The 6,416-nt window shown below is 43.5% G+C and carries 3 protein-coding genes; 2 read left to right on the forward strand and 1 reads right to left on the reverse strand.

The features are described from left to right. Positions 1-344: 344 nt before the first annotated feature. Positions 345-875 (forward strand): hypothetical protein, encoded by a 531-nt coding sequence (locus Q0954_RS32225; protein ID WP_299465569.1) that lies wholly within the window; start codon positions 345-347, stop codon positions 873-875. Positions 876-1,494: 619 nt separating this feature from the next. Beyond that, the gene (locus Q0954_RS32230; protein WP_299465572.1) at positions 1,495-3,834 is read left to right on the forward strand and encodes a caspase family protein; all 2,340 of its coding nucleotides are present in this window, start codon (positions 1,495-1,497) and stop codon (positions 3,832-3,834) included. Between the two features lie 586 nt (positions 3,835-4,420). On the opposite strand, the gene Q0954_RS32235 is transcribed toward Q0954_RS32230, so the two are convergent. Then, positions 4,421-6,154 carry a phospho-sugar mutase gene (locus Q0954_RS32235; RefSeq protein ID WP_299465575.1) on the reverse strand — a complete coding sequence of 578 codons (1,734 nt, stop codon included), beginning with the start codon at positions 6,152-6,154 and terminating at the stop codon, positions 4,421-4,423. Positions 6,155-6,416 lie beyond the last annotated feature (262 nt).

Genomic DNA, 6,416 nt, shown 5'->3' on the forward strand with positions numbered 1-6,416 from the left:
AAAGCCCCCTACAAACAGCCAAACAAAGGCTAAAGGCTAAAAACTCAGCGCAGCTCAAGAAAAAGCTAAAGGCTAAAGGCTAATCGTAGCTCAAGCAAAGGCTAAAAGCCCCCTACAAACAGCCAAACAAAGGCTAAAGGCTAAAAACTCAGCGCAGCTCAAGAAAAAGCTAAAGGCTAAAAGCTCATCGTAGCTCAAGCAAAGGCTAAAAGCCCCCTACAAACAGCCAAACTAAAGCTAAAAGCCAAAGGCTCAACCCAGCGTAGCTCAAGAAAAAGCTAAAGGCTCCCTACAAACAGTCAAACAAAAGCCAATCATCGCCAAAAAACATTACCTTCGCACCTATGTTTAATTTTTTTCAAAAAAAGACGCTCGTATCCGATGTACGGGTGGGGCGTCATCTCGAAACTGCTGAGGAAAATACTGTTCAGGAGTTTTTTCAACGTCGCATGGAAAACCGTCTGAAGAAGGTGTTGGGGTATAATTGGGAGATCTATTTTCGCACCGACGAATGGTTATATTATGGCTATACTAAAGGCAATAAAAAACCTAAACAATATGTAGAACAACTCTATAAAGTAAAGCGTACCCCATTGGAAAAAGATTTTCCGGGATTTGCAGCCGTTACTGGGCAGCAAGTACGCAAAACTATAGGGCAAACGTTACAAAAAAAAATCCCTTTGGGCGAGTACACCACGCTTGTGCAAAACATGGATTGGAAGGCAAAGCTCGTAGAAGATACTATATTGGTAGATGTAACGTGGACTTATAGTACCGATGGTGCCGCAGAAACTTGTCGAACTTTTGAGATGTGTTTAGACAAAAACCATTTGACTTTGGTAAGCCTTGACGAGGTGTCACCATCAGCAGAGTAAGTGGATGAAATTGTATGGTAAAAAGGGAGAGGCAACCAAAGATAATTCCGGACTTGATTTGGGGGATAAACAAGCCCTTCAGCAAAAAACGAGATGGCAATACCATCTCGTTTTTTTTTCCTAACCACAAAGCTTATTAAATATCTTTGATTACTATTTATTCAAACCAAATACCAAAAAATGCACTACTTAAAAAGTAATTCGTAAATACCTGATATACAGTGGTATAAATTTAAATATTTCGTGTTTTCCACCCATTTTAAAAAAGTGAATCATTGATTTTTTTACGATATATCGTGCCTGTTGCGTTTTTTCGTATCTTCAACAAAAACCACTGCTTGCCTATGGTTTAATTGTGGGCAAATGGTTATACTTGTAGCAGCAGGGGCAAGGGAAAGTCAATGGCTGCAACAGAAACAAACTGAAGCTGGTAGCTTGCCCCAGTCAAGGCTGTCGACTGACTTTAGACCAATGCTGTTTCCTTAAGCTTTGTACATTAAAAAAAAACAAACGCGTGAGCCATCTGAGACAGGCTAAATCCAATGGCTAAATGTTGGTTGAAGAAAACAGCATTGCACTGTGAACTATTGACAATTACCCAACCAAAAAATTAAACCTAATGGCTCATCAAATCATTGCCCTGTTGGTGGGCATCAACCAATACCCTGATGGAGTAAGCAATTTGAAAGGATGCGTGCAAGATGTACAAAATATATACGACCTGCTCACCACACAATACAAAGTGCCCGATACTCACATTAGGTGCCTTACCGATGCTGAGGCAAACCGTGCTGAGGTGATCAAAGCGTTTAGAACCCACTTAAACAAAGCCAAAGCAGGCGACACTATATTTTTTCATTACAGCGGACATGGTTCGCGTGAAAACGCCCCCCAAGAGTTTTGGCAATATGCTCCCAATCATAAAAACCAGACGCTGGTATTGGCTGATAGCAGGGCAGCTGGTGGGCTAGACTTTGCCAACAAAGAGCTGGCAGTGTTGTTGCAAGAGCTTGTCCCCACTAAGGCAGACCTGGTACTGAGCATAGATGCTTGCCATTCAGGGGGAATTACGCGTGGTGAGGGCGATTTGCTCAGGCAAGCAAGTCGACAAGTAGAAAAAGAGGGCAATAATCGTAGCCTGGACAGTTACCTGGAGGGGCATTATAGCCAAATGTTGCATCACACTGGGCAGCTAGAGATACCCATAGTACCACATTTGGTCATGTCGGCGTGTACCGAGTACGAGTTAGCCCAGGAAACCCGCCACAGAACGGGGGCATTTAGTAGCGCATTGCTGGAGGCGTTGCAAGACCCTACTGCCGACTATGCCACGGTGTTTGACCTGGCGCGTATTTACCTGCAACAATGGGGCTTTAGCCAAACTCCGGGCACTACAGCATATAGGGGGTTCAACACTATGCGGCAGTTTTTGACCCATCAACCTATAGAAAATGTACTTAAGCAAAATATTTATTTTCTCGATGGGCAATGGTGGATGAACCTGGGGGCTATTCAGGGGGTTGCTACTGATGTAGCGCAACCTACTACCTTGGATGTATACGCCGAAGATAACCCCGAAGAGGTATTGGGCAAGGGCATTATCACGGAAGTGCAACCCCAAAAAAGCGCGATAGAATGGCAGGACTTTGCTCCAGATGAAGCAAACCGTTATGTGGGGCAAATCAGTCATATTGCAGTAGCACCATTGGCAATAGGCATTGCTGGGCATGTGCCTACTCAAGAGCTGGTAGAGGCTACCTTGCAGGCAAGTAGGTCGGCGTTGGTGAGGCTGCACCAAGACTTGCCTAAAGCTTTGTATAGGTTAGAATGCCTGCCCAACCAAGCCCATTTATTTGACGGGCTCAGTGGTTTGAAATTGCAGGGTATCAAGGGTTTGGGTGGTGCCGATCTCTACTATATGGTAGACGTAATGAAAACTGTGGCCAACTGGAAAAGGTGGCTTGAGCTGCAAAATCCTGCCCCAAAGTTAACCCCTGATTTGGCAAAGTTGGTATTAAAAGAGCATCAGCGTGCTGAGGAAGTAACCCACCCACCTAACACCACTTTGTATAGTGCCAAGTTGGTACAAATAAGCCTGGAGGTACACAGTCAATTAAAGCAAACTATGTACTTTAGCCTGATAGGTTTGTCGCAAGACTTTGCCGTAGAGGTGTTGCATAACCTCTCTGCTGAAAACGCAGGAGATTTTAGCATCAAAAACAAGTGTAGGGTAAATGTACGCATAGACCAAAACAAGTACGAAGCCTGGTATACCTACTTGCTCATTGTAAGTACCGACCAAATCACCGACTTTGTACTGACTCAATCCGGGCTTAAACTGGGGCACGATGTGGTACACAAAGGGGACAGCAGGGGGCTGGCTTCTCGAAGCAAGTTTACACGAAACCCTCAAGTAAAAAACGACTGGTTTACCCAGCGAGTAAGCCTAAAGCTGGTCAAAGAATTAATGGAAATCACCCCCAATCCAGGACAAGAGTTTCAGCCGCCCGAAAGCATCATAACTGTCAAAGGGCATAGTGCCTTGAGTGGTTGGCTGTGCCTTGAGTCGGCTTTTAGCCAAATAAGAAAAGAACCCGCCGAAACCCTCCTCAATGCCTTGAGGCAACGCCAATGTTACCCCATAAACTTACTCACTACTGGACAAAAGCTACATGTGCTTACCTTAACTCAACTGCAAAATATAGAGGAGGTAACTTCAGAAAACCCACTGGAACTGATACTGGATTTAGTGCTTGTTCCCGAAGAAACGCTCTTGGCAATGACATTTTACGGCGAAGAAATACACACCTTGGGCGAGACAAATGCATCGGAGGGGAGCCTTACTACTTTGGCTTTACGCCAATTGTTTACCCATCCCAGAGATGCTTCGATATGTCAGATTTGTTTGGTAAAGGGGAGGAGAGAGGAATTGAAAAACCTAAGAGGTGCAAGCTTTTAGCGATAAGCTTCAAGTTTGCCCCCCGTGTTATAGGAGTTTTACAAAAATTATAATAGGCTTTTTGAAGCCGTACACTTTTTTATATTAACTAATGCTTGATTTTTAAGACAGTCTTATAGGATAAAAATGACTGCTAATCTACTGGATTTTGGAATAAAAACGGAGTTTCGTATACTCCAACAGCCGTTCCTTTTGCTTCAGGTCAAAAGGAACCAAAACCCTCCGAATCAAGTTCGGCTCGCAGCTCCGAGCTTGCTCTCGGAGAGTTCAAGCACCGCCGCTGTAGTTTGATCGCTAAAATTTAATCCATTACGCCTAAAATGCTCAAACATTCGCTCGTGCCTCGCTCAGTGATCATTTTTTAACGGCTTCATTACTTAAATTTCCCCGAAGGCAAGTTCGGGATTTTCAACTTTACGCTAACAAACTAAGGCGGAAAGAAAGAAGTTGCTATTCAAACACTTTTGATACCTGATAAAAAGCAAATCTTTGCAGGTAAAAATTAGTGTACGGTTTTGAAATAGGCTTTAAGCCATGTTATTAAGAGCTTGTTTAAGGCTAATTTTAAACAAGCTCTAAAAGCCAATTAAAGATTCAAGTCAGCCTTGATAGCCTCAATTTTGGCTTTTAATTGGGCGTGTACCTCGTCAAAAGCCTCCCTATTCTCAAGGGTGGTTTTTACCCCAAAATAAAATTTGATTTTGGGTTCGGTGCCCGATGGACGAGCCGATACTTTGGAGCCATCTGCCGTAAAAAACTGTAATACATTAGACACGGGCAAGTCTATAGGACGGGTAGCCCCCGTTTGCAAATTGGTTTCGGTACGGCTTTGGTAATCTTTGAGCGTTATTACCTCGCTGCCCGCCAACGATTGAGGTGGGTTTAGACGAAAGTCTTCCATCATTTGTTTGATGGCATCAGCGCCTGCCTTGCCTTCTTTTTTGATAGACACCAAATCTTCAAGGTAAAAACCATGCTCCAGGTAAATGTCAATCAATTGATCAAATAAGGTTTTGCCTTGGTCTTTAGCCACGGCGGTCATTTCGGCAAGAAAAGCACAAGAAGCCACCGCGTCTTTGTCGCGCACAAAATCGCCAATCATGTAGCCGTAGCTTTCTTCACCCCCCCCAATAAACTTGCGTTTGCCTTCGAGCTCGCGAATGATGCTGGCAATGTGCTTGAAACCTGTCAGTGTATTGAAACAATCTACCCCATAACTAGCCGCCATCGTGTCTATCAGTTCGGTAGTTACTATAGTTTTTACTATATAGTGTTTGTCTTCTAGTTGTTGTTTGTTCTTGAGCGCGTCTAGCAGATAATGTACCAACAAAGCTCCAGTTTGATTGCCGTTGATGAGCTGCCACTCGTTGTGGTGATTTTTAAGCGCAATGCCTACCCGGTCGGTGTCAGGGTCAGTAGCCATTACCAGGTCAGCGTCTAGCTCTTTGGCTTTGGCAAGTGCCAGGGTCAAGGCTTCGGCTTCTTCGGGGTTGGGGTATACTACCGTCGGAAAGTTTCCATCGGGTGTAGCCTGGGCTTCGAGCACGTGTACATTGGTAAAGCCCATTTTTTCTAAAATCTGGGGCACCAATACCACACCTGTACCGTGAATAGGTGTATATACAATTTTTATATCCGACTGTTTTTTAATGGCTTCGGGCGAAATAGACAGCGCCTTGATTTTGTCTAAATACACTTCGTCTATATCTTTGCCAATGACGTGAATTTTACTGTCGTCCTTGGCAAACTTTATATCATCTACTTGAATTTTTTGTACCTCAGCAATCACATTTTTGTCGTGGGGTGCTACCAATTGCGCCCCATCAGTCCAGTAGGCTTTGTAGCCGTTGTACTCTTTGGGGTTGTGCGAAGCAGTAAGCACGACTCCACTTTTGCAACCCAAATGACGTATAGCAAAAGAAAGCTCTGGAGTAGGGCGGAGTTGGTCGAAGAAATAAACTTCTATGCCATTGGCTGAAAACACGTGGGCGGTGATTTGAGCAAAGTAGTCGCTTTGGTTGCGGCTGTCATGTGCAATGGCCACCTTGATGGTTTCGTCAGGGAAACACTGTAGTAAGTAGTTGGCAAGCCCTTGGGTAGCCATGCCTATGGTGTATTTATTGATTCGGTTAGAACCAACCCCCATAATGCCACGCAAACCACCTGTACCAAACTCAAGGTCTTTGTAAAAAGCATCGACCAGGGTGGTAGTATCGTTTTGTTCTTTGAGGTTTTTAAGGATATTTTTAGTGGTTTCGTCGTAATTGCCCAATAGCCATTGTTCTACTTTGGCTTCTATTTCTACGGGTAGATTTGACATATATCTTTTTTGTTGATTAATTGCTTGATTAAAGTAGGTGTAAATCTACACAAAAAGCCGGTTTTTTTTAAATGGTTTCATTGCTTTATGATTTTATATGGTTCATCAAGTAGGGTTTTAATTGATAATCAACTTCCGTTGATACACTTTTGCTGAACTGTTAAAAATAAAAGTGTAAAGCTTGGTCTTAGGAATTGTTCAAAAATAAATTTACACTCTGAGGGGTGATTTTTCGCCTTGATACTTCGTTATTTTTATTGCC

Origin of the sequence: uncultured Microscilla sp., assembly GCF_947493425.1 — a bacterium.
Taxonomy (GTDB): Bacteria; Bacteroidota; Bacteroidia; order Cytophagales; family Microscillaceae; genus Microscilla.

What these genes read in the sequence shown, in the direction of transcription:
- Q0954_RS32230 (WP_299465572.1), top strand. Translation starts at nt 1,495, where the DNA reads ATGGCTCATCAAATCATTGCCCTGTTGGTGGGCATCAACCAATACCCT.
- Q0954_RS32235 (WP_299465575.1), bottom strand. Translation starts at nt 6,154, where the DNA reads ATGTCAAATCTACCCGTAGAAATAGAAGCCAAAGTAGAACAATGGCTA.
- Q0954_RS32225 (WP_299465569.1), top strand. Translation starts at nt 345, where the DNA reads ATGTTTAATTTTTTTCAAAAAAAGACGCTCGTATCCGATGTACGGGTG.